At 63.4% G+C, this 21,997-nt stretch carries 10 protein-coding genes and 5 pseudogenes; 14 read left to right on the top strand and 1 reads right to left on the bottom strand.

Annotated elements, in window-relative coordinates; all coding sequences use genetic code 11:
* Positions 1–129: 129 nt before the first annotated feature.
* From K5H97_RS15540 to K5H97_RS15490, 13 genes and pseudogenes are all read left to right on the top strand, one after another.
* A complete protein-coding gene (locus tag K5H97_RS15540) occupies positions 130–1,548 on the top strand; it encodes a short-chain fatty acid transporter (RefSeq protein ID WP_028691537.1) in 1,419 nt (472 codons plus the stop codon).
* 206 nt (positions 1,549–1,754) lie between these two features.
* Entirely contained in the window at positions 1,755–3,464 is a 1,710-nt protein-coding gene (locus K5H97_RS15535) for a ShlB/FhaC/HecB family hemolysin secretion/activation protein (protein ID WP_028691536.1), read from the top strand.
* 23 nt (positions 3,465–3,487) lie between these two features.
* Positions 3,488–5,140: pseudogene (locus K5H97_RS30175) on the top strand (two-partner secretion domain-containing protein); the annotation flags it as partial.
* Positions 5,141–5,218: 78 nt separating this feature from the next.
* A pseudogene (locus K5H97_RS30170) lies at positions 5,219–12,076 on the top strand (hypothetical protein); the annotation flags it as partial.
* A 1,593-nt stretch (positions 12,077–13,669) separates the two neighbouring features.
* A pseudogene (locus K5H97_RS30165) lies at positions 13,670–15,358 on the top strand (hemagglutinin repeat-containing protein); the annotation flags it as partial.
* Between the two features lie 9 nt (positions 15,359–15,367).
* Positions 15,368–17,176 (top strand): DUF637 domain-containing protein, encoded by a 1,809-nt coding sequence (locus K5H97_RS30160; protein WP_456291301.1) that lies wholly within the window; start codon positions 15,368–15,370, stop codon positions 17,174–17,176.
* Positions 17,173–17,529, top strand: a complete 357-nt coding sequence (locus tag K5H97_RS15520; protein WP_028691534.1) for a hypothetical protein — start codon at positions 17,173–17,175, stop codon at positions 17,527–17,529. The genes K5H97_RS30160 and K5H97_RS15520 overlap by 4 nt, the downstream gene beginning before the upstream one ends.
* 274 nt (positions 17,530–17,803) lie before the next feature.
* Positions 17,804–18,136 (top strand): hypothetical protein, encoded by a 333-nt coding sequence (locus K5H97_RS15515; protein ID WP_028691533.1) that lies wholly within the window; start codon positions 17,804–17,806, stop codon positions 18,134–18,136.
* Positions 18,137–18,711: 575 nt separating this feature from the next.
* Positions 18,712–19,113, top strand: coding sequence for a hypothetical protein (locus K5H97_RS15510; protein ID WP_036986266.1), 402 nt, complete (start codon positions 18,712–18,714; stop codon positions 19,111–19,113).
* A 2-nt stretch (positions 19,114–19,115) separates the two neighbouring features.
* Positions 19,116–19,511, top strand: a complete 396-nt coding sequence (locus K5H97_RS15505) for a barstar family protein (RefSeq protein ID WP_036986265.1) — start codon at positions 19,116–19,118, stop codon at positions 19,509–19,511.
* A gap of 216 nt (positions 19,512–19,727) precedes the next feature.
* Entirely contained in the window at positions 19,728–20,018 is a 291-nt protein-coding gene (locus tag K5H97_RS15500) for a contact-dependent growth inhibition system immunity protein (protein ID WP_051555704.1), read from the top strand.
* 107 nt (positions 20,019–20,125) lie between these two features.
* Complete coding sequence (locus K5H97_RS15495; protein WP_162175268.1) at positions 20,126–20,404, top strand: colicin immunity domain-containing protein; 279 nt, start codon at positions 20,126–20,128, stop codon at positions 20,402–20,404.
* Positions 20,405–20,468: 64 nt separating this feature from the next.
* A pseudogene (locus K5H97_RS15490) lies at positions 20,469–20,588 on the top strand (DUF3077 domain-containing protein); the annotation flags it as partial.
* Positions 20,589–20,750: 162 nt separating this feature from the next.
* On the opposite strand, the pseudogene K5H97_RS15485 reads toward K5H97_RS15490, so the two are convergent.
* Positions 20,751–20,966 (bottom strand): annotated as a pseudogene (locus tag K5H97_RS15485) (RNA 2'-phosphotransferase); the annotation flags it as partial.
* 170 nt (positions 20,967–21,136) lie between these two features.
* Between K5H97_RS15485 and K5H97_RS15480 the strand changes: the two are divergent.
* A protein-coding gene (locus K5H97_RS15480; protein WP_155952702.1) for an IS5-like element ISPsp10 family transposase occupies positions 21,137–21,990 on the top strand; the annotation gives its coding sequence in 2 pieces (ribosomal slippage) (positions 21,137–21,478 and positions 21,481–21,990; 852 coding nt in all).
* The last annotated feature ends 7 nt before the right edge of the window (positions 21,991–21,997 follow it).

The raw sequence follows: 21,997 nt of genomic DNA, 5'->3' as shown, positions 1-21,997 counted from the left end.
GTTGCAAGCGCCCCATCGCGGGGCAAGCCCGCTCCCACGAAGGACCACGCATCCCTCGTGGGAGCGGGCTTGCCCCGCGATGGGGCGACGCCGTTTCATTCCTATAAAAATCAGAAAAAGGAAAACATCGTGGCCGCTGATATCCAAGACAGCCGCTCCGCCCGCTTTGCCCTGCGCTGCTCCAACTGGGCCGAACGCTGGTTCCCCGACTCCTGGGTGTTCGCCGCCCTGGCGGTGATGCTGGTGTCCCTCGGCGCCCTGGCCATGGGCGGCAAGCCCACCGACACCGCCAAGGCCTTCGGTGACGGCTTCTGGAGCCTGATTCCGTTCACCATGCAGATGGCCTTCGTGGTCATCGGCGGTTATGTGGTGGCCAGCTCGCCACCCGCTGCCCGGTTGATCGACCGCCTGGCGCGCCTGCCGAAGAACGGCCGCTCGGCGGTATGTTGGGTGGCGCTGATCTCGATGCTCGCGTCCTTGCTCAACTGGGGCCTGTCGCTGGTGTTCGGCGGCCTGCTGGTACGCGCCCTGGCCCGTCGCAGCGACCTGAAGATGGACTACCGCGCCGCCGGTGCCGCCGCCTACCTGGGCCTGGGCGCGGTGTGGGCGCTGGGCCTGTCGTCGTCGGCCGCGCAGCTGCAGGCCAACCCGGCCAGCCTGCCGCCATCGATCCTGTCGATCACCGGGGTGATCCCGTTCACCGAGACCATCTTCCTCTGGCAGTCCGGGGTGATGCTTGCCGCGCTGGTGGTCGTCTCGCTGGTCGTGGCCTATGCCACCGCGCCCGGGCCGAACAGCGCCCGCAGCGCCCAGGACTGCGGCGTCGACCCGAGCTTCAGCGCGCCGCCTTCGTCACAGCGCACCCGCCCGGGCGAGTGGCTGGAATACAGCCCGATCCTGATCCTGCTGCTGGTTGCCCTGGCCGCCGGCTGGCTGTACCAGGAGTTCGCCACCAAGCCTGCGATCACCGCGATTTCCGGGTTGAACACCTACAACCTGCTGTTCATCATGCTCGGCGCCTTGTTGCACTGGCGTCCGCGCAGCTTCCTCGACGCGGTGACGCGTGCCGTGCCGACCACCACCGGGGTGTTGATCCAATTCCCGCTGTATGGCTCGATCGCCGCCATCCTCACCCAGGTCAAGGGCGCGGACGCCCAGACCCTGGCCCACCATATCTCGGTGTTCTTCACCCAGATCGCCACCCATGACACCTATGCGCTGCTGATGGGCGTGTACTCGGCGGTGCTCGGCTTCTTCATCCCGTCCGGCGGCGGCAAGTGGATCATCGAGGCGCCGTACGTGATGCTGGTGGCCAACGACCTGCAGTACCACCTGGGCTGGGCGGTGCAGATCTACAACGCCGCCGAGGCGCTGCCGAACCTGATCAACCCGTTCTACATGCTGCCGCTGCTGGGGGTGCTGGGGCTCAAGGCGCGCGACCTGATCGGCTTCTCGTTCGTGCAGTTGCTGGTGCATGTGCCGCTGGTGCTGGTGTTGCTGTGGGCGCTGGGCACGACCTTGCAGTATGTGCCGCCGGTGATGCCGTAAGGCCCAAGTCGTGGAGCTGCACGGCAGCTCCACATCGTTCACGGCGACAGGGCAAAAATTTTTCTCTGTAGCGCAACAGCTCTATCTCAATGGTTTCATTCAACACGGAGAGCGGTGTTACAAAAAACCGGATGATGGCAAATTGACGCCAATATGATGGCAAAATAGTATGCCCGCCACTTTGCACTGTTCACCAGGGATTGGTCATGGCGGGATGTCTAGTTTCAGGGCGCAAAACGGCCCTCTGTGCGCTTGTCGGCCTGCTATGCAGCCCTCTGGCCTGGGCCGTTTCACCCGGCGACCAGGACCTGATCCGCGACCGCCAGGACCGTCTGCTCGAAGAGCAGCAGCGCCGCCTCGAAGAACTGCGCAACCTGCCCGGCAAGGCCGCCGAACCCGGTGAGTCGCAACCGGCGGCCGACAGCCGCTGCTTCACCATCCACACCATCGAACTCAAGGGCGCCGACAGCCTGTCCGCCGCCGACCGCGACCGCCTGCTCAAGCCCTTTATCGACCAGTGCCTGGGCGTCACCCAGCTCAACGCCTTGCTCAAGGCCATCACCGACCATTACCTGGGTCGCGGCCTGGTCACCAGCCGCGCGTACCTGCCGCAGCAGGACCTGTCCTCGGGTCATCTGCAGGTACTGGTGGTGGAAGGGCGCTTGGAAGGGCTGCGCCCGGACCCGGCCAGCGGCCTGAGCGACCGTGAGCTGGGCATGGCCTTTCCCGGCGATATCGACCAGCGCCTGAACCTGCGCGAGATCGAGCAGATGGTCGACCAGCTCAACCGCCTGCCGTCGAACAAGGCGCAGATGGAGCTGACCCCGGGCAAGGCCGTCGGCGGCAGCGAAGTGCTGGTGCGCAACACCCAACAGAAACCCTGGCGCGCCTCGCTGTCGCGCAACAACGAAGGCCAACGCAGCACCGGCGAGCAGATGCTCAACCTCGGCCTGGAATGGGACAGCCCGCTGGGCCTGGCCGACCAGCTGATGCTGCGCGGCGGCCACGACGTGGTCAGCGATCACACCCAGGGCTCGAAGAACGGCGTGCTGTTCTACAACCTGCCCTGGGGCTGGTGGAACTTCACCTACAGCTACAGCGAGAGCGAATACCGCTCCCTGGCCCAGGCCAACGGCTTTGCCTTCAAGCAGACCGGCGACAGCCAGAACCACCAGTTGCGCGCCGAGCGCGTGGTACACCGCGACGCCACCAGCAAGACCTCGCTCAATGCCGGCATGGCCCACCTGCGCACCAACAACTACATCGAGGACAGCCGCCTGGCCGGCAGCAGCAACCGTCTCAGCGAGGCGCAGTTCGGCATCAACCATGGCCGGCGTCTGGGCAATGCCTTCGTCAACCTCGACTTGGGCACCCAGGAGGGCATCGGCGCCTTCGACGCCCAGGACAATGGCCACCCACGCCCGGGCCAGCCGGTGGCGCGCTACCGCAAGTACAGCGCCACGCTCAGCTACGTGCAGGGCTTCCAGCTCCTCGGCGAGCGCCTGAGCTTCAGCAGCCTGGCCACCGGCCAGCGCAGCGAGGACGTGCTGTTCAGCCCGCAGCGCATCAGCCTTGGCGGGCTGTCGTCGGTGCGCGGCCTAAAGGACCAGTCGCTGTCCGGCGACAGCGGCGGCTACTGGCGCAACGACCTGCGCTGGACCCGCCCGGTGAACTGGCCGCTGCTGCAACCGCTGGTGGCCGAGTACGGCCTGAGCTTGGGTTACGACCTCGGGGTAATCCGCAACGATCGCTACAACGGCGAGTACCACGGCCGTGCCAGCAGCCATTCGCTGGAGCTGTTCGCCCGCGGCCAGCACATGGCCGCCAGCGTGACCTTCGCCCACAGCCTGGAACGCCCCGACGTGCTGACCGAAAAGGAACGCCCGGTGTATTTCCGCCTGGACTTCTTCATCTGACCGCCTGATTCACGAGACCTGACATGGACGTCCGCCTGTTTGCCTTCCTGGCCCGCCAACGCTCGGCCGAAATTCAGCCCCGTGAGCATTTCTGCGGGTTGCCCAAGCGTGGCCTGGCCTTCCTGCTGGCCAACGCCATGTTCTGGCAGCCGCTGTGGGCGCAGGCCGCAGAAGGCGTGGTGGTCAGCGGGCCGGGCACCAGCCTCGGCCAGGCGGGCAACGGTGTGCCGATCGTCAACATTGCCGCGCCCAACGGCAGCGGGCTGTCGCACAACCAGTTCAGCGACTACAACGTCGGCCAGCAGGGGCTGATCCTCAACAATGCCACCGAGCGCACCTAGGCTACCCAGTTGGGCGGGATCATCCTTGGCAACCCGAACCTGCAGGGGGCGGCGGCCAATGTCATCCTCAACGAGGTCAACGGTGCCAACGCCAGCCAGCTGCGCGGCTATACCGAAGTGGCCGGGCATGCGGCCAAGGTCATCGTCGCCAACCCTCACGGTATCACCTGCGATGGCTGCGGCTTCATCAACACGCCCCAGGTGACCCTGAGCACCGGCAAGCCGGTGCTCGATGGCCGTGGCGCGGTCAGCGGCTACCAAGTCGATGGCGGCAGCGTGGCCCTGGAAGGGGCGGGGTTGAATGCCGACAACGTCGAACGCTTCGACATCATTACCCGCTCGGCACGCCTGAACGCGCAGTTGCGCGCCCGTGAACTGAACGTCATCACCGGGCGCAACGACGTCGACGCCCAGACCCTGGCCGCGGCACCGCGTGCAGGCAACGCGGCCGATGCGCCGGCCCTGGCCATCGACTCCAGCGCCCTGGGTGGCATGTACGCCGGCGCCATTCGCCTGGTAGGTACCGAGGCGGGCGTCGGTGTGCGCCTGGCCGGGGACGTGGCGGCCAGTGGCGGCGATATCCGCCTGGACGCCAACGGCCAGCTGAGCCTGGCCCAGGCCAGCGCCAGCGGTGCAGTCAAGCTGCAGGCCGCCGGCGTCGACTTGCAAGGGCCGGTGCATGGCGCCAGCCAGGTCGAGGTGCGCAGCAGTGCCGACCTGACCTCTCGCCAGGCGATCACTGCCGGCAACCGAATCAGCGTCCAGGCCACAGGCACACTGGCCAACCAGGGCGTGATCGAGGCCGGCGTGAATGCCGATGGCAGCCGCAACGCCCAGGGTGACGTGAGCATCGCCAGTGGGCAGTTGCTCAACAGCGGCAAGAGCATCGTCGCCAGCCGCGACCTGGACCTCGCGGTACAAGGGCAGCTGGTTAACCGCAGCGGTACCCTCAGTGCCGGGCAGGACAGCCGGATCACCAGCGCCGCCCTGGACAACAGCGCCCAGGGCAGGGTGCTGGCGGGGCGCGACCAGACCGTGCAGGCGACACAGACCCTGGGCAACCAGAACGGCCTGATCAGCGCCGGCCAGGCCCAGCGCGTCACCGCGCAGACCCTGGACAATCGCGGCGGCGAGCTGTCGGCGCGGCAGCGCAACACGCTGAGCGCCAACCAGCTGGACAACCAAGGCGGCCGGCTGAGCGCCGGGCAGGCGTTGGACATCACCGTCGCCGGGCGCCTGGACAACCGCGCCGGCGCCCTGGCTGCCGGGCAGGACTTGCAACTGCAGGCCGCCAGCGTCGACAACCGCAATGCCGGGCGCATCGCCAGCGATGGTCAGGCCACGGCGCGCCTCGGCCAGTTCGACCAGCGCGGCGGGGGCCAGTTGCACGGCGCCAAGGCGTTGACCCTGGACATGGCCGACGGCCACCTGGACAACAGCGAAGGCGGCCTGCTCACCACCCCGGGCCAACTGACCCTGCAACGACTGGGGACGGTCAACAACCAGCGCGGTGAGATCTCCGCCGGCCAGGCCTATGCGCTGGTGGCGCGGCAGCTGGACAACAGCTCCGGCAAACTGCTCGGTGGCAACGACCTGCAGGTGCGCATCGCCGGGCAGCTGGCCAATACCGCCGGGCTGATCGCCGGCCACGACCTGGCCTTGAACGCCGCGACCCTGCTCAGCCAGGGCGGCACCCTGCAGGCCCGTGGTGGCTTGCAATTGCAGGTCGCCGGTCAGCTGGACAATAGCCGTGGCAAGTTGCTGGCCGAGCAGGCTTTCGTGCTGCAGGCCGGCAGCCTGGTCAACCTGCAGGGGCACATCGCCGGCAACGGCAGCCTGCTACTGACCAGCAACGGCCTGGATAACCGCCAGGGGCGCATCAGCGCCGCCCAGGGGCTGACTCTGGATCTCTCCCGTGGTCACTGGAACAACGAAGGCGGCACGCTGCAGAGCCCGGGCGCCTTGCTGCTGCGCAACCTGGCCACGGTTGGCAACCGCCGGGGCGAGATCTCCAGCCAGCAGGGCTTCAGCCTGGCTGCCGACAGCCTGGACAACCAGGATGGCAAGCTGCTCTCCGAACAGGCGCTGACCGTGCGCATTGCCCAGGCCCTGGACAATGCCCGGGGGCGCATTGCCGCACAGGCGCTGGATGTTCATGCAAGCCGTCTGGACAACGCTGCCGGAGAACTGGTCAGCAACGCCGGACTGAGCGCGCGCATCGACGCCGAACTGCTCAATCGCGCAGGGCTGATCAGCGCCGGTGGCGCGCTGTCGCTCGTCGGCGCGGGCCTGGACAACAACACTGGCAAGCTCCTGGCCACAGGTGATATCGACCTCGACCTGCAGGCACTGGACAACCGGGCCGGGCAGATCAAGGGCGCGGGGCGCCTGGCGTTCACGGGCCAGCGCCTGGATAACGGCGATGCCGGCGTGCTCGAAAGCACAGGGGCCGTGACGATCACCAGCGAGGTGCTTGTCAACCGCCAGGCTGGTCAACTGCGCAGCGGTGACCTCCTGGTGTTGAAGGCAAAAGAGCTGGACAACAGCCAGGGCGGCCGTATCGCCAGCCACAAGGGGCTGTTGGCCGAGCTTGGGCGCCTGGACCAGCAGGCGGGCGGGCACCTGGTCAGCGATGGCGACCTGACGCTCGACCTGTCGCTCGGCGCATTGGACAACCGCGGCGGCCTGATCCACACCCCTGGGCAGCTGGTGCTTCGGCAACTGGCCGGTGTCGACAACCGTGGTGGCGAGATATCCAGCGCCAGGGGATTCACCCTGGCCGCCCACAGCCTCGACAATGGCGATGGCACGCTGCACAGCGACCAGGCGCTGAAGGTGCTGGTGGAGCATGCCCTGGCCAACGCCCATGGCCTGGTCTCGGCGACCAGCCTGGAGTTGCGTGCCGCCAGCCTGGCCAACCATGGCGGGACCCTGGGTGCCGAGCGGGACCTGGACCTGGACGTCGCCGGCACCGTAGACAACGGCGAGGGCGAAATATCCAGCGGTGGCCTGACCCAGGTGCATGCCGCGTCCCTGGACAACCGAGGGGGTGAAATCCTCGGCGATGTGGCTACCCACGTGAACATCACCGGGGCCCTGGACAACCGTGCCGGGGTCCTCAGCACCGGCCAGGACCTGCGGGTCGAGGCCGGCAGCCTGGACAACAGCGGCCGTGGCAGCCTGACCAGCGATGGCGCGTTACGGGTCGGCACGGGCGCCTTGCTGAACAACCGCGAGGGTGGGCAGATCCGCGCCAAGGGGCTGATCGACCTGGCGTTCGGGCGTCTGGACAACCACGCCGGCCTGGTCAGCGGCGCCGACCTGCTGACGTTGCGCGGCACCAGTGTCGATAACCAGCAGGGTACCCTGCATGCCGACCGCCAGCTGCAATCGACCGTCGACAGTCTCGACAACCGCAAGGGCCTGTTGCGTGGCAAGGAGGGCCTGACGTTCGCCGGTCGCTACCTGGACAACCGCGAGGGCCTGCTCACCGCCGGTGCCTTGCTGCGCCTGGACGCGAGCGAGGTGAACAATGGCAAGGGCCGTATGGCCAGCCGCGACGAGGTGAGCGCGGATGTCCGTCAGTTGCGTCAGCAAGGCGGCGAATTCGTCGCCGAAGGGCGTCTGACCCTGCGCGGTGATGCGCTCGACAATAGCGGTGGGGGGCTGGTCTCCGGCAACGCGGGGCTCGACCTGCAGGTTGCCGACACCGACAACCGTGGCGGCCGGCTGGCCAGCCTGGCGAGGGTCGACATCGCAGGCGAAAGGCTGGACAACAGCGAAGGCGGCAAGGTGCTGGCGGGCACGCGCCTGGCGCTGGTGCTGGACCGCTTGATCAACCAGAGCAAAGGGCTGCTGTTCGGTCAGCAGGTCGAGCTGCACATGGCACAGCTGGATAACCGGGGTGGGACCATCGGCGCGGGCCAGCATCTGCAGCTTGGCCGGTCCGCCAGCGGCCAGGGCCTAGGTGCGACACTGCTCGACAACCGCACGGGGCGGCTGTACAGCGATGGTAGCCTGGGCCTCGATGGCGCGTCCCTGCTCAACCAGCAAGGCACGCTATCGGCCAAGGGCGACCTGCGCGCCACCGTCGCGCAGGGGCTGAACAACCAGGGCGGCCGCATCGAGACTGACGCCAGCCTGGTGCTGGCCAGTGCCAGCGTCGACAACCGCAACGGCGGTCGACTCACCGCCGAAGCCAACCTGAACCTCGACACCGGCACCCTGGACAATGGCCAGGCGGGTGTCGTACGCAGCGGCGAGCGTCTGCAGCTCACGGCCGGGCAGGTCGGCAACCAGGCCACCGGCAGCATTTCCGCGCGCACGCTCAATGCCAGTGTCACCGGCCTTGACCAGCAGGGCGGGGAGCTGTTCAGCCTGCAGGGGCTGGAACTGGACCTGAACCACGGCCGGTTGGACAACAGCGGCGGCCTGATTCGTGGGCCCGGCCCGCTGGTGCTGCGCAACCTCGGCGAGGTGGTCAACCAGCGTGGCGAGATTTCCAGTCTGCAGGCCTACACGTTGCTTGCCGACAGCCTGGACAACACCGACGGCAAACTGCTGGGCGGCGAGCACCTGACCGTGCGCATCGCCCGCCAGCTCGACAACCTGCGCGGCCAGGTCAGTGCCCGAGGGCTAGAGCTCAGTGCCGCCGGCTTGAACAACCAAGGCGGATTGCTGGGCAGTCTCGGCGGTTTGCGGCTTCAGGTCGGCGCAGCGTTGGATAACCAAGGTGGCACCGTGCAGGCCGATGGCGATCTCGGCCTTGGCGCTGTCACCGTGCTCAATGCCGAGGGCAAGCTGTCGGCCAAGGGTGACTTGCAGGCACGCCTGGGTGCGCTGGACAACCGGCAAGGCAAGGTCCAGGCCGAGGGGGCGCTGGCCTTGGACGCCGACCAGGTCGACAACCGCGCGGCGGGGCTGCTCGGGGCCACGGGCGCCCTGGTGCTAAAGGCCGCGACCCTGGACAACCGCGGCGGCGAGGTTAACGGCAAAGGCAGCGTCACGCTTATCGGGCAACACCTGGACAACAGCACCGGGGGCCTGCTGCTGGCCAAGGGCCTGTTGACGCTCGAACAGCGGGTGACCCTCAACCAGCAAGGCTTGATCGGTGCCGGCAGTGTCCACCTGCGCGGTGCCAGCCTGGACAACCGCGGCGGTGAGTTGCGTGGTGACACCGGCCAGGACCTGGAGGTCGAGGGCGACCTGCTCAACGACCAGGGACGCATCACCAGCGAAGGCGGTTTGCGTCTGGTCGGCGCCCTGCTGGGCAACAACGCTGGCCTGTTGTCCAGCGCCGGCGACCTGTGGCTAGAAAGCCAGGGGGCGGTGACCAACCGCCGCGGCCAGGTGATAGCCAACGGGCGTCTCGACCTGGCCGGCGCCAGCCTCGACAGCCGGGCCGGCACGATCAGTGCCAAGGATGAGTTGCGCATCGCCACCGGCAATCTCGACAACCAGGAGGGCGGGCGCCTGACCAGTGGCGCCAGCCTGAACCTCGACGCGGCCCGACTGGACAACAGCGGCGGCCGCATCACCAGCCAGCAGGCCCTGGTCGCCAACGTCACCAGCCTGCGTCAGCAGGGCGGCACCCTGTACAGCGCGCAGCGCATCGAGCTGGACCTCGACCACGGCGAGCTGGATAACCAGCAGGGGTTGATCAATACCCCTGGCCAGCTGCTGCTCAAGCGCCTGGCGCGTGTCGACAACCGTGGCGGTGAAATCTCCAGCGCCAGCGCCTTCAGCCTGGCGGCGACCGAGTTGGACAACGGCAACGGCAAGTTGCTCGGCCAGCAGGGTTTGAATCTGGTGGTGGAGCGCGCCTTGCTCAACCTCAAGGGGCAGATCGCCGCCGCAGGCCTGGCGCTCAAGGCGGCGAGCCTGGCCAATGCCGGCGGCCACATCAACAGCCGGGGTGACCTGCGCCTGGACGTCGCCGGCCTGCTCGGCAACCAGGCCGGCGGCCTGGTGAACGCCCGCCAGCTGCTCGATCTGAACGCCGCCAACCTGGACAACCAGGGCGGCCAGGTGCTGACCGAGCAACGCCTGACAGTGCAGGCCGGCCAAATCGACAACAGCGCCAAGGGCCTGATCAGCAGCAAGGATAGCCTGGTGTTGAGCACCGGCCAGTTGCGCAACGATGCCGGCGAGATTTCCGCCAAGGGCGCGCTGCAGGTGCAGGCCACCCGCCTCAGCCAGCAAGGCGGACGCCTGTTGAGCGAGGGCAGCCTGGCCTTGCTGTTCGAGGGGCTGGCCGGTGATCTCGACAACCGTGCGGGGCTGATTCACGGCAAAGGTCCGTTGACCCTGGCCAACCTGCGCGACCTCGACAATCGCCAGGGCGAAATTTCCAGCGCGCAGGGCTTCAGCCTGGGCGCGCGCGCACTCGACAACGGCGCCGGGCGGCTGATCAGTACCGGGCGCCTGACGCTGGGCGCCGACCGGCTGCTCAACCAGGGCGGCCTGGTGTCCGGCAGCCAAGGCCTGGAGGTGACCGCCAGCAGCCTGGACAACCGCAACGGCGGCACGCTCTCCAGCCGGGAGGGCGACCTGACGATCACGCTCGGCGCAGCGCTGGACAACAGCCTGGGCGGCGCGCTGGTCAGCCAGGGCCTGCTCCAGGTCAAGGCGGCCAGCCTCGACAACCGTGGCGGGTTTCTGGCCAGCGCCGCGGCGCAGCACCTGGACCTTGGCAGCGGCACCCTGGACAACCGCCAGGGCGGGCGGATCGACAGCGGGGCGGCGTTCAGCCTGCGCGCCGCCGGCCTGGACAACTCAGGCGGCACGCTGGTCGGGCTGGACACCCTGACACTGGACCTTGCCGGCCAGCTGAGCAACGTCCAGGGCAAGCTGCTCAGCGGCGCGGGCTTGCAGGTGCGGGGCACCACCGTGGTGCTCAACCGGGGAGGACAACTGGTCAGCCAGGCCGGGCTGCGCCTGGCCGGGGCCAGCCTCGACAATAGCGACAAGGGCACGCTGGCCGCCAAGGGCGACGTTCAGCTGGACCTCACGGGCGCCATGCTCAACGACCGTGACGGCCTGATCCACGCCGATGCCGGCAGCCTCGTGGTGCACGCCGCACGCGTGAGCAACCAAGGGGGCGCCGCCCAGGCCAAGAGCGCTGTCACTCTGACCAGCCTCGGCTCGCTGGACAACCAGGGCGGCAAGCTGATCGCGCAGGGTGGCAACCTGCTGCTCGAGGCTGACAGCGTCGACAACCGTGGCGGAGTGCTCGCCAGCCTGCAAGGGCTGCTCGATGCCAAGGTCGGCGGTCTGCTGGGCAATGCCCAGAACGGTATCATTCAGGCGCGCCAGCTCAAGCTGATCGCCCTCGGCGGGCTGGACAACAGCGGTGGCCGCCTGGCCGCCCAGGCCGGCGCCCTGGACGTACGCACCGCCAACCTGAACAACCGCGGTGGCGGCATGTTTGCCCTGGGGCAGTTAGGCATCGACGCCATCGACCTGGACAACGGCGGCAACGGCCAGATCGCCGGCCAGTCCGTGGAGTTCGGGTTGCGTGGCAACCTCATCAACACAGGCGGCATCATCGAGAGCGATAGCCGCCTGGGCTTGAGCGCAGCCGGCCTGAACAACCAGGGCGGCCAACTGCGTACCCTGGGCAGTGCCGGCGGCACGCGCCTACAGTTGACGGGGGCGCTGGACAACCGTGGCGGCGTGCTGGAAATCGCCAACCAGGACCTGAGCCTGCAGTCGGCGGGCTTCCTCAATGCCGGGGGGCGCCTGGTGCATGGTGGGGCCGGCACGTTCGATATTGGCCTGGCCAACCTCGGCGGGGCCGGCGGCGAAATCGTCACCCTTGGCGGCCTGACCCTGAACGCCGCGAGCTGGACCAACAGCAGCGTGATCCAGGCGGCGCGCCTGACGGTCAATGTCGGTGAGCTGGTGCAGACCGGCAGCGGTCAGTTGCTGGCAAGCGAAAGCCTGGTGGGCACGGGCACCAACTGGAGCAACGAGGGCCTGATCGCCAGCAACGGCAGCCTGGCGCTGGCGTTGTCCGGCCGTTACGCCGCGGGCGGTCGCGCGACCAGCCTGGGGGCGCTGTCGCTGGATGCGGGCAGCATCGACCTGGCCAGCGGCGGCACGCTCGCCGGCGCCGGGAATGTGACCCTGGGCGGCGCGGGCAGCCTTGCGGCACTGGGCAACCTGGGCCGCGTCACGGCCGGGCAGACGCTGAAGATCAACGCCGGGCAGTTGCTCAACAGCGGCACGCTGGCAGGCTCGGGCGGCCTGCAGCTGACTGCCAGCGGCATCACCAACCAGGGCGGCGGCTTGATTTTCTCAGGCGCTGCCATGCAAGTGGCCACGGACAACCTGAACAACACCCTGGCGGACCTGTACGGCATCGGCGACATCGCCATCGGCGGCCTGCTGCCGGGTAGCCGGGCGACGCTGATCCGCAACCTGTCGGGGCAGATGCAGAGCCTGGGCAACTTCAGCCTGAATGCGACGCAGGTGGTCAACGAGCGCAACAACTTCAACGTGAACCGGGAGGTCATTTCCTCGGCGCTGGGGATTCGTTGTTACAGCTGCACCGGGCCACGCCAATACGCCAGTACCTATTCAGATCCTTCCCACTACGTGCTGCTGGAGGAGATTCGCACATCGGCGCCATCCGGCTCTGACACGGTGGCTTCCAATATCACCGCTGGGAAAGACCTGATGGTGACAGGTGGTCGGTTCAGCAATAGCAACTCTACAGTGGCAGCCACCGGCAATATTCAAATCACGGTGGACACCTTCGAAAACCAGGGGAGCGCGGTTGGCAACTATACCAGCGCAAAGTATCTCGATGCCCCGGTCAGAACGCAGGAGATGTATGCCTACAACCGCTACAACGATGCCCAATACAACTATGACTTCTGGTTCCTGAACGCCGATGGCCAGGCTTCACGACTGCGTCCGACAAGCTTCAGTTGCTGTGGTCCAGGCCGCGAGCAGCGTCCGTGGTTGCGTTTTGGTTCCGTAGCCATTCAGGTTTCGGCGAAAAGTGATATCTACTACGAGAATTACCTGGCTCCGTCGATGTATGTTCCGGGTATTCGTACTGCATTACCCGCAGGCGCCAGCGGCGCGAATGTCTTTGCCGAGAAGATCATTGCCGGCGAAGCGCCGACCTACCTGCCGGCAATCATCCAGGCCGGTGGCAATGTCTCGATCACGGCCGCCACGCGGTTGAGCAACGGGGTCGAGCAAGCCTGGAACGCACCGGGCGCCAACGCCGGGCGCACGCTGGACACGCGCACGGCCGCCACCTTCACCCGCACGGTGGTGGCGCCGAACCGGCAGTTGCCGCCTGACCTGGCCCAGCGCCAGGTCAACCCGCTGGATCTGCCCGGCTTCAGCCTGCCCACCAGCGGCAATGGCCTGTTCCGCCTGAGCAGCCAGGCCGCCAGCCAGGCCAGCGTGTCGGTGGCCGATCCGGCCCCCGCCAGCTGGACGCTGGGCGGCGCCAGCATCGACCTGCAACAGCGCCAGCAACCGCTGCCGCAGATGCAGGGGCGCGCTGTCGATATCGCGGCGCTGGCGCCGAGCAGCGCCAGCGAGCGTCAACTGGGCGAGCGTCAGCGCCAGGGCATCGACCTGGATACACGGATCGACACCGTCAGGGTCGAGGCGATCGCGGCGGGGCAGGGGCCACAGACGCTGCCAGGCCGCAGCGAACTGGGCGCCGGCCACCAGGCTACTCCTGTACAAGTGGAGGCACCGCGCCTGGCCAGCGGATTGGGCGGTGGCGCCACGATCACGCAACCGGCTCCGGTACTGCCGACGGTCGCGGCTGTCAGCCCAAGCGTGGCCGCCGGCGTTTCCAGCCGGGCCAGCGCGATCAACCCGCAGAGCATCCCCCGGGTGCAGGGCGTACCCGCCGCCACGACCGGCGCCCAGCCGCACAAGTACTTGATCGAAACCGACCCGGTGCTGACCGACCTCAAGCAGTTCATGAGTTCGGATTACCTGCTCGGCAACCTTGGTTACGACCCGGACAAGAGCTGGAAACGCCTGGGCGACGGTTTCTACGAGCAGCGCCTGATCCAGCAGGCGGTCACGGCCCGCACCGGCAAGCGCTACATCGACGGGCAGACCTCCGACGAGGCGCTGTATCGCCACCTGATGGACAACGCGCTGGCCAGCAAGCAGCAATTGAACCTGTCCGTCGGGGTGAGCCTGACGGCAGCGCAAGTGGCGGCACTGACCCACGACATCGTCTGGCTCGAAGAGCACCAGGTGATGGGTGAGAAAGTGCTGGTGCCAGTGTTGTATCTGGCCAACGCCAATGACCGGCTGGCACCCAACGGCGCCCTGATCGAAGGCAAGGACGTGACCCTGATCGCCGGCACCGACCTGATCAACCCCGGTACCGTGCGTGCCAGCAACAACCTGTCGGCCAGCGCGGGCGAGAACCTGGTCAACACCGGGCTGATCGAAGCCGGTGGGCGGGTCGACCTGCTGGCGGGCAACACCCTGTACAACGGTGCCGGCGGCATCATCAAAGGGCGTGACGTCAACCTCTCCACCTTGCTGGGCGACGTGGTCAACGAGCGCACCCAGTCGCAGGAGCAGGGCCGCTACACCACCTGGGCGACCCTGGACAGCGCCGCGCGCATCGAGGCGAGCAACGACCTGTCGATGTCCACCGGTCGCGACATGGTCAACGTCGGCGGCGTGCTGCAGGCCGGCGGCGACCTGGAGATGCGCACGGGCCGTGACCTGCTGATCGGCTCGGCCGAGCAGAGCACCCAGTACCGCAACGGGCGCCAGAGCAGCGAGAGCATCACCCAGTTCGGCTCGCAGGTTACCGCGGGCCGCGACCTGGGCATGTTCGCCGGCCACGACTTCACCGCTGTCGGCAGCGAACTGGAGGCCAAGCGCAACATCACCGTCGATGCCCTCAACGACCTGACCCTGGCCTCCGCGGCCAACGAGGAGCATTTCTACGCCAAGAGCAAAAAAGTCACGCGCCAGGAGGACCATGTCCGCCAGGTGGCGACCGACCTCAAGGCTGGCGGCGATGTCTCGCTCACGGCAGGCGAGGACCTCAGGCTTATCTCCAGCCGTGTCAGCGCGGGCGACGAGGCCTTCCTCTACGCCGGTGACCAGCTCGAACTGCTGGCCGAGACCGACAGCGATTACTCGCTGTACCAGAAAAAGAGCAAGGGCAGCTTCGGCAGCAAGAAGACCAGGCGCGATGAAGTCACCGATGTGCGTCATGTCGGTAGTGAGATCACCAGTGGTGGCGACCTGACCCTCGTCAGTGATGGCGACCAACGCTACCAGGTGGCCAAGCTCACCAGCGGCGACGACCTGACCCTGGAAAGCGGGGGTGACATCACCTTCGAAGGGGTCAAGGACCTGCATCAGGAGAGTCACGAGAAAAGCAAGTCAGACGCTGGCTGGTTCAGCATGAAGGGCAAGGGGCGCACCGACGAGACGTTGCGTCAGAGCGAACTGGTGGCCACGGGCGACGTCGCGATCTCTGCCGTAGGCAGCATTCGTGCCGATGTACGTCAGGTCAATCAGCAGACGGTGCGCGAGTCCATTGATGCAATGGTCAAGGCCGATCCCAAGCTGGCTTGGCTTAAGGAACTGGAGGAGCAAGGCGGCGTCGACTGGCGCCAGGTCCAGGAGGTGCACACAAGCTTCAAATACGCCAACTCGGGCCTTGGTCCGGCAGCGCAGATGGTGATCGCCATCCTGATGACGGTGATGCTCGGACCTGCGGGTGCGGGCTTGTCCGGTATGCAGTTGGCCGGTGCTGCGAGCCTGGCCACTACCGGTGCGGTCGGCACGATCAACAACAAGGGAGATCTTGGCGCAGGCCTGAAGGCTGTCGCCAGCAAGGACGGCCTGACCAACGCCGCGATCGCCACGATCACGGCTGGCATAGCCGATCATTACCTTGGCGACATGACCATGACCAAGCAGGTCAATGGCAAGACGGTTGTCGACCTCGGCTCGATGGAGGCCATTGGTCACTTTGCCGGACAGCAACTGATCAGCAACACATCGGCCGCCTTGGTCGCCAAGGCCTTCGGACGCGATGTCACGCTCGCGGGCATACTCCAGTCGACGATCTACAACTCCTTGGCAGCGGTGTCCTTCGATCAGGTTGGCAACCTCAACCTCAAGACTGGCAGCCCGGAAAAGATCGCCCTGCATGCCCTGGTCGGCGGCTTTATCGCCGAAGCGTCGGGCAGCGACTTCGCCGTCGGAGCCATGGCAGCGGGGGTAAACGAAGCGTTCGCCAATCAGTTGCGACGCATGGCGACGGCGATGAATCCGAAGCAGCGCGACTATCTGATGCTGATGTCTTCGCAGTTGCTGGGCGTGGTGGCGGCGGCAGCAGTTGATGGCGGTAATGCCGGCAGTCTTCAGGCCGGCAGCTGGGTGGCGGGCAATGCCACGCAGTACAACAACCTCAGCCACAACGACATGCCGGACTTCGTGGACGACATGAACATCTGTGGTCTTGACGAGGGATGCCAGAAAAAGCTGTGGGTTGCCAACGAGCACAAGCTCAAGAGCGAGGAGAACTTCGAGTGGGCCAAGGAAACCGGAGGCGTGGTCCGCGCCCGGGACCTGATGGGGCAGATCGCCTCCGGCTTGGCGGACCTGGAAAAACTCAACTGCCTGACGCCGACCTGTACTGAGTTCAAGGAGGTGTTGACCGAACGCGCGGTACTGAGCCTCGAAAAGCTGGCGGATGTCTCCGGGCAATGGGCGCCGATGCTCAACATGATTGCCATGTTGCCTATCGGGCAGCGCATCAATGGACTGCGCCCGCCAGGAGTTTCGGGGGGCGCGCTGGATTCGCCGAGGGTTCAGGCTGCAATCGAGCGGATGGCGCAATCCAGAGCAGGCGTGATTGATCCGCGTAACCCGCTGTCAAAGGATGATATAACGCGTAATGGGGAGCGATTGGTTGTCAACCAAGGCCCTAATCCAACTTGCGGTCATAATTCATGCGGTATGGTGTTGGACACCTTGGGTAAGAAAGTTGATATAGACAGCCTCATACAGAAATTGAAGCCGCAAAAGGACGGGATCTATCCCCATGATGTCGCGTCGCTCCTGCGAAGCGAGGGTGTTCCCGCCCAGGCTTTCGGTAGCCGGAACGTTGCTGACCTTGAGCGGTATACCACCTCAGGAACGCCTGTTATTGCACGGATTGTTGACAACACGAACGGCACGCGGTTTTCTCATTTTGTTGTGGTGGACGGTGTTACCACGAGAAACGGCGTTGCGGTGGTAGCGGTACGCGACCCGCATGGTGTTCAATATTTCAGCCCAGTGAAAACGTTTGAGAAGAATTTCTCTGGTGACGTTGTCGTGCCAAGGAGCGCGTTGAAAAAATGATTTTGACGATTCGTTTTGAGAAAGACCTTATAAGTCAAAGGCTGCTGGAGTTGCGGTATCTTCCTTGCCTCTGTAGAGTTTCGGAGACTTTTGAAGTGGAGTTTTTCGATCCTTTGCCAGTCGCCAGCGGAACGGTGACGGAATGGGAGAGAGCGGCACTCGAACAGCGGGTTATCCCAGGGACAGGTGGAGAGTACTCTCACTATGCGCTCTCAGAAATCAGCTTGGCACTACTTGAGGAAGATCGTTACTTAATAGTCGATCTGAAAATGTTTCATCGGTATTTTGGTTGGTGTGAGGTCCTAAAGGACGGCGCTTACGTAACGCCGGGAAATTTTTGGGATGAGGAATGAATCTCATGGAGAATAAATCTTTCGCCTTTGTGTATCGCCTTTGGGCGAGGAAAAATTGGCAGATTTAGGAGGATGACGGATTTATTTTTCTGCTCTAATTTCTGCTGTTGTGTAGTCAATGCGAGGCCTTGTGCTTAAGGCATCGATGAGGGCGTCGAACGCTGGCGCGGGGGCTTCAACATTAGAGTGTGGATAATAAATCTTTCCCCTTTAAGCTTGGCGCAAGACGGTGCGAATGTTTGACAATTAATCCAATACATCGCTGGTAGAAAATTTGATTACTGAAGATCTAGCCATTGTTAAAGAGCTTTTCTCGATACTTGATCAAGGTATTGTTGACGGCTATGACGCGTTTCAGTACGAGGTCAAAGTAGGAAAGGGCTGGGTTGAGACACAGCTCACGGCTGAGCGAAATGGCGTTGAGATCACGGATGTTGAAACGGACTTCAGTAACGCGGTGATCTTCAAGCTGGTAAAGCAACTGCGACAAAGTGGCGCCCAGCGAGGAGACCACTGGACCGCGTTCACGCTCTCCTACCGACGAGGTGAGCAGGTCAGGACCTTCTTCAGCTACGGCCCGGGTAGCTCGCCCGATCCACAGGTGTGATCAGGGGGCATTTTTGAAATTTGCGCGCTGGGCGGAACATTTGTTCATGCCTAGACGGACCTGATTCCACGTATTCAAGGACGTTTCATGTGCCGTAGTGCGACGCTCTTGCTGGCGAGCTTGCTCGCTGGTTGCTCTGGTTTTACCTCTGTCCCCTATAGATATGCGGGTATGCCTGCCGACATGGCGTCGGTACGTGTAACCACCAATACCGATGTGTATGGCGACTCCCCCGCAGGTTGGTGCGTACCCAAGGTAAGGCACCTGATGGCAATGGCGGGCCGTGGGTTCTGTCGTGAGTGATGCTCCAACGCACGGGGCGAATATCAGTGGGCATGATGGGGTGCGTTGGATACAGGCTAAATGTGAATCAGGACCTCTCAACCCATCTTGGTTTGAAGTGGCGGAGGAAAGGTAAGTTATGCAGGTTTTATACGCTTTGGTAATAATGACGGGCAGGTTCGCGGGGCCGTAACCCAATGGACTAACAATTCTGGCTATCATCAGCCTCCTGCTACGCTGAGTAGAGATTCGGGCTTGCCGCAGGATGTATTGAAACCAAGGTAGGTGGTGTTATGAATTCACAGCAGAAGCAGCTGTGTCAACAGCTTGCGGCGCTGAGCTCAGAGCAGGCTGTTGAATGGCTAATGAAGACCTATTCGTTAGAATCCATGGAATATGGTGAGGCGCTGTTGCTGATTCCTCACCGTTCTTGGAAGCGATCCGATCAAAGGCGATTGGCTAGCTACTATTTTAAGAAGATACCGTTTTCCAGCGCGAGAGGGTACGAGGTGTTTTCCTCGTTTATGTCAGTAAAGACATTTATTGAGTGTGTCAGGGACAACCTTCCAGCTAACACTTCTGATAGGGCGTTGCTGCTCTACTATCTGACTCCTGTTCTGGGTAAGGCCGCAAAAAATGAATCTGATCGACTGTTGGTAAGAGGTTTTTTGAGTGAGGTTGGCTCTTGCGACTAAAAATGAATTCGGATAAGCAAGCACCGTTTGTGTTCTTCGATAGTCATAGGGGCTACGATACAGCCAAAGCTTTCTATGTGCGTATAGACCCCGGAATAGCGTTACCAGCCGAATTGCTGAGGGCGCTTTATTATGGACTTTGGTTTCCTGGATATTTTGGGTTTAACTGGAATGCGTTGTATGATTGCTTGACAGACCTTGAGTGGATTTCCTGTCGAAAAGTGATCATCGCTCATGAGGGAATGCCTGCCTTGGCGGACAGTGAGTTGAGGGTCTATTTAGAAGTTTTACGAGATGCAACTCTTAATTGGGGGGAGGGGCGCGAACATAAGCTTGAAATTTTGTTCAGGGAAGTCGATAGGGGCATGATAGAGCGATTCTTGGATTCCGGCGCTTGAGTCGCAAAGGAGAAAATGAGAAGGGCAGGTTTATTTGCTCTACTCTAATGTCATGCTGTTGAATGACCAAGATGACTGCGAAGTCTGGTGCTGAGAAAGTACTGATGTAGTCGAGCATTGGAAGCGGATGTGTCAAAAATGAGTGCGGGAAATAAAACTTTCCTCTTTTGGGTCTGTCTTTCACCTCTTCGAGTTAAGGTATTTATGAAGCTCCCCATGCTCTCTCACTTGCTGGGCTGTTATTTTCATCAGGACTGGCCAGAAGAATATTCCGACAGCGCTGAAGCGTTGCGCAACATGCTTGTGGATGAACCAAGGGAAATGCATGTAGCAGGCGTGCGAGAGATTGATGAGGTGCTAAGCTTCAATCTTTCTGAAAAAGCGCTTGAACAACTCGTGGTACAGGAAATAGGTTGCTTCTTTGCGCCAGATTCAGAGGGTCTGGATTATGCTGGTTGGTTGCGCAAGGTACGGGAGGTGCTGGCTGATGGGCACCCTGGGTGCTGAGGGCGGGGAAGTTGGGGCGCAGCAAGCCCGCTTTCACAGCGGTAATCCTGCCTTGCGAAGCGGTGATGGATTAAGTCTGTCGGCCCCCTTTGTTTATGGTGATGAAGATGGATGAGGCAATATTGCCTTATATGACCCTGATCAAGGGGTGTTTGGACGGGGAGTATTCGCTTGAGCAATTCTCCGAATTATATTTTGAGCGTTTCAAGCGCGAGCAGTCCCCTCTTCTGGAGGAGACCTATGGCGTGCTGGATAAGCTGTTCGGCGATCTTGATGCGTTTACGAAGAGTGAGCGTTTGCTTCAGAGCGATCCAGATTACTATCTTGGCGCAGAGCAAGTTCGCGATTGCATCTGGTGTGCATATGAGGCACTGAAGGGGTGTTGATGTTCATCTCGCCGGAGGACGAAGGGGCAAGGGCAGGGCCAGGTTAACACTGGAAATTGCTGCGATGGACTATGTGCGTCACCTGACCTTGGTCAGGGTGATGGACGAAGACCCGCGGATGGTCTGGGCGGCGCATTACCTCAGTGCCTTGGCCAAGGCGCTGATGGATGATGCGGAATGGGGATGGCGCATTAGTCCCAGGCTTTGCACATTCCCCTGTAGGAGCGGCCTTGTGTCGCGAAAGGGGTGCGTAGCAGCCCCAGGATTTCAGCATTGATGCAAAGATCGCCGGGGCCGCTTTGCGGCCCTTTCGCGACACAAGGCCGCTCAAGGGGACGGGTTGGGCTTATTTCTCTGCTTGGCGTGACAGGTGTGCTGCCGGCACCTGGTCTACCAGCCAGACACCGTTGTCGGCTTGATAGAACACCGTTCCCGCTGCGCACATGGCCTGGGTATCGACCGTGAGCAGCACTGGCTGACCATAGCGCTTGCCCGCCGCCAGCGCGGTCTGCGGGTCCTCGCTCAGGTGCACATGGTGGCGACTGCCGGGGATCAGGCCCTGGGCTTCAGAGAAAAGGACAGAGAAAAGAGAGAAAAGGGGGACGAGAGAAAAGGGAACAGATTTGAATGGCACTTACTTAGGTTCTGTGTGAAAACCTTTGAAACCTCACCGGAGCCTCTGGAAGCCTGATTTTCCGTAGAGTTCTCGCTTTTTAGGCGAAGGATTCTGCCATGTCCAAGCGATACGAACTTTCCGATGCAGAATGGGAAATAGTCGCGGACCTCTTCACCGCACATCGACGTACAGGACGCCCAAGAGTCGATGATCGCTTGATGCTCAACGGCGTGTTGTGGGTGCTTTGCTCAGGCGCAACCTGGCGGGACATGCCTGAACGGTTCGGGCCTTGGTCGACGGCCTATCAACGATTTCGAGACTGGCGAAACCAAGGAACCTTCAACAAGATGCTCAAGCGGTTACACCTCAAACTCAATGCACAGGGCCAGATTGACTTGACCACCTGGTGCATCGACTCAACCGCCGTGAGGGCCACCCGTGCCTCTGCCGGAGCAGGCAAAAAAGGGGGGCTGAAGAACCAACGGACCACGCACTTGGACGAAGCCGGGGCGGGTTGACGACGAAAATTCACATGGTCAGTGACGCCCGTGGCATCCCACTCCACTTCACGCTCTCAGGTGGTCACGCCAGTGACATATCCCATGCTCAGCGACTGCTGGACGGTGTCCACATCCCTGTGAACCGAGGTAGGCCACGCAAGCGCTGCCGCTGGCTCCTGGCCGACAAAGGCTATGACGCAGAATCCTTGCGGCAATACTGCGACCGCTATCGGATGCAGCCGGTGATTCCGCTGCGTGACATGAAACGCAGACCGAAGCCGGGCTTACCGCGCCTGTTTGACAAGCCCAAGTATCGGCAGCGGAACGCCATCGAACGGCTATTTGGTTGGCTGAAGGAGCACCGCCGCCTGGGTACACGCTACTGCAAGCTGGCGGAAAGCTTTGCTGCAATGGTCACGCTGGCTTGCTGGCGACGGTGTTTACGACATTACTTTTCGTACAGTGCCTAACAGCCAA

The organism is Pseudomonas mosselii (genome assembly GCF_019823065.1).
Lineage (GTDB): Bacteria > Pseudomonadota > Gammaproteobacteria > Pseudomonadales > Pseudomonadaceae > Aquipseudomonas > Aquipseudomonas mosselii.
This window is presented reverse-complemented; position numbering and strand designations above follow the sequence as displayed.